This window comes from Armatimonas sp. (assembly GCF_043760365.1).
Lineage (GTDB): Bacteria > Armatimonadota > Armatimonadia > Armatimonadales > Armatimonadaceae > Armatimonas.
The window spans coordinates 1-2,101 of the sequence record NZ_JAYUPA010000207.1; the positions used below are offsets into that span (position 1 = coordinate 1).

The 2,101-nt window shown below is 58.4% G+C and carries 1 protein-coding gene and 1 pseudogene; both read left to right on the forward strand.

Features of this window, described 5'->3' with window-relative positions:
• Nucleotides 1-1,409: hypothetical protein (locus ACH2EH_RS05060; protein WP_395139550.1), on the forward strand; the 1,409-nt coding region annotated here is incomplete at its 5' end.
• A 16-nt stretch (nt 1,410-1,425) separates the two neighbouring features.
• A pseudogene (locus ACH2EH_RS05065) lies at nt 1,426-2,101 on the forward strand (ATP-binding protein); the annotation flags it as partial.

Here is a 2,101-nt window from a genome sequence, read left to right on the forward strand (position 1 = left end):
CGATGAACCGCCGCCATTTTTTCTTGACACTCGGTCTGGGAGCCGCCGCCCTCGCCGCCACCGCCACACTTGCTCGCAAACAATCTAGCGGATCGCGCCCACCGCGCATTATCACCACCAAGACCAACGCCTATCTCATCGGCAAGATCGAGCCCGTGCTGACAGGGAAGATTCGTGAGGTCGCGCCCGCGCCCGGTGGCCGCTATGCGCTTATCACACAAGACCTGCGTCCCGAGCCCACCGACGACGTGAAAGAGCCGTTCGGTGAGCAAAAACTCTGGCTTTATGATGCGTTCCGCCGTACCTCTAAGCTGATTCACCGGGTTGAGGATGACCCCGCTAAAGAAACATACCGAACTATATCCCAGCTTTCATGGTTCCCAGGGACAAAGCGTGCTTTGATCGTGCAGTGGGAGATGAAACACCTCTTGTCGGATAATCCTGATATTAAGTCGCAGTTTGGTATCTATGATGCGGATCGAGGAACAATACGCTGGCTAACGGGGCTTCCTCCCACATTATTGATGGTACGGGAGATGACAGGACTTTCGGGTTTTTTACTATCTGGTAGCACAAAAGAAACGCCTAAGACCCAGCTCTACAGCGTTTTACAGGCCGATGGTAGTTACTCACCACTCGCGAAGCGAGTTTTTCTCGAGGGCATATTCTCCGTACGTGGAATATCAACCGACGGGAAGCACCTGTTTCTACGTACGATGACCTTTGAGAAAGTGGAGGAGCGCCGAGTTCGTAAAGATACCTGGGAGACAATTGAGATCGCTCAAGGAACCGTCACGCCGCTGAGCGAAGCGCCCAAAGACAAAGACATGATCGCCTATGTGGTGGAGAAGCCAGCGCCAAAGCTGGCGCTGACACTGAGCGCCGACCCAGCAAAGCTCACGGGTCAGGCAGGTCGAAGCGCTAATACCAACGCGCTCTGGCTGGAGGCGAGCGAGCCGGGGCCGGAGAAGAAGTTTGTGCGTGGATTAGTGACGGCGGAGGCGCAGTCCGATTACCTGCTCCCGGATCTCTCCGCCGTGCTCTTCACCCACGACGATGCGCTCTACGCCGCGCCGATTGTGAGCCTGGATCGCGTTGCCTTTGAGAAGCTCATGAAGCAGCTCGCTATCAGCAATGCCAAGCAAGCGGGGCTGGGGCTGCTGATGTACGCGCAGGACTACGACGAGAACTTCCCGCACGATCCGGCAAGCGTGAAAGACGCGATCTTGCCCTACATCAAAAATAACGACGTGCTGGCGGATTTTGTCTATACCTACAGTGGCCCGACGAATCTAAGTAAGATCGAAAAGCCGTCTGATACCCCGCTGGGCTACATTCCCAGCCCCGGAGGCCGCGCGCTGATCTTTGCCGATGGCCACGTAAAATGGGAACCAATGCCGGAAAATTGAGTACAATAGGGCTATTATGCCAACACGGATCGCGGATCGGCTGGCGGCGACGCGGCGGCGGGTGGTGGGGAGGGAGAGTGAGCGAGCACTGTTTCGTGCGGCGCTTCTTGCGCCCGAGCCGCCTTTTTGTGTTCTGAGTGTCTTTGGCCCCGGCGGTGTGGGAAAGACGACACTTCTGCACGCCTACGCTACGATCTGCACAGAACTAGGAGTGGCCTGCACCGCTCTCTCCGGGCTGGAGCTAGAGCCGACCCCCGAGGGCTTTCGGGCCGCACTCACCCTAGCAGGCTTCGATGAGAGTGGGGCCGGGCGACAGGTGATCTTACTCGATAGCTACGAGACCATTCAGCCGCTGGAAGGCTGGCTCCGTGCGACTCTGATTCCCGAGCTTCCTGGTGAGACTATTGTGGTGCTCGCGGGGCGCAAGCCAGTGGCATCGGGCTGGCGTGCCGATCCTGACTGGCAGGGTCTGGTGCGGGTTCTGCCGCTTCGCAACCTCAGTCCCGATGAGAGCCGGGAGTTTTTGGAGCGCAGCGGTATCCCTGAGGGTTTGCATGCAGGGCTGCTGGCCTCGACCCATGGCTACCCGCTGGCACTCACGCTTTCTCGCGATATGTTTGAGCAGCAGGGCGCGGCGGCTTTTCAAGGCACGGAACCCTCACCGGACCTGGTGCAGGGGCTGATCGAGCGCT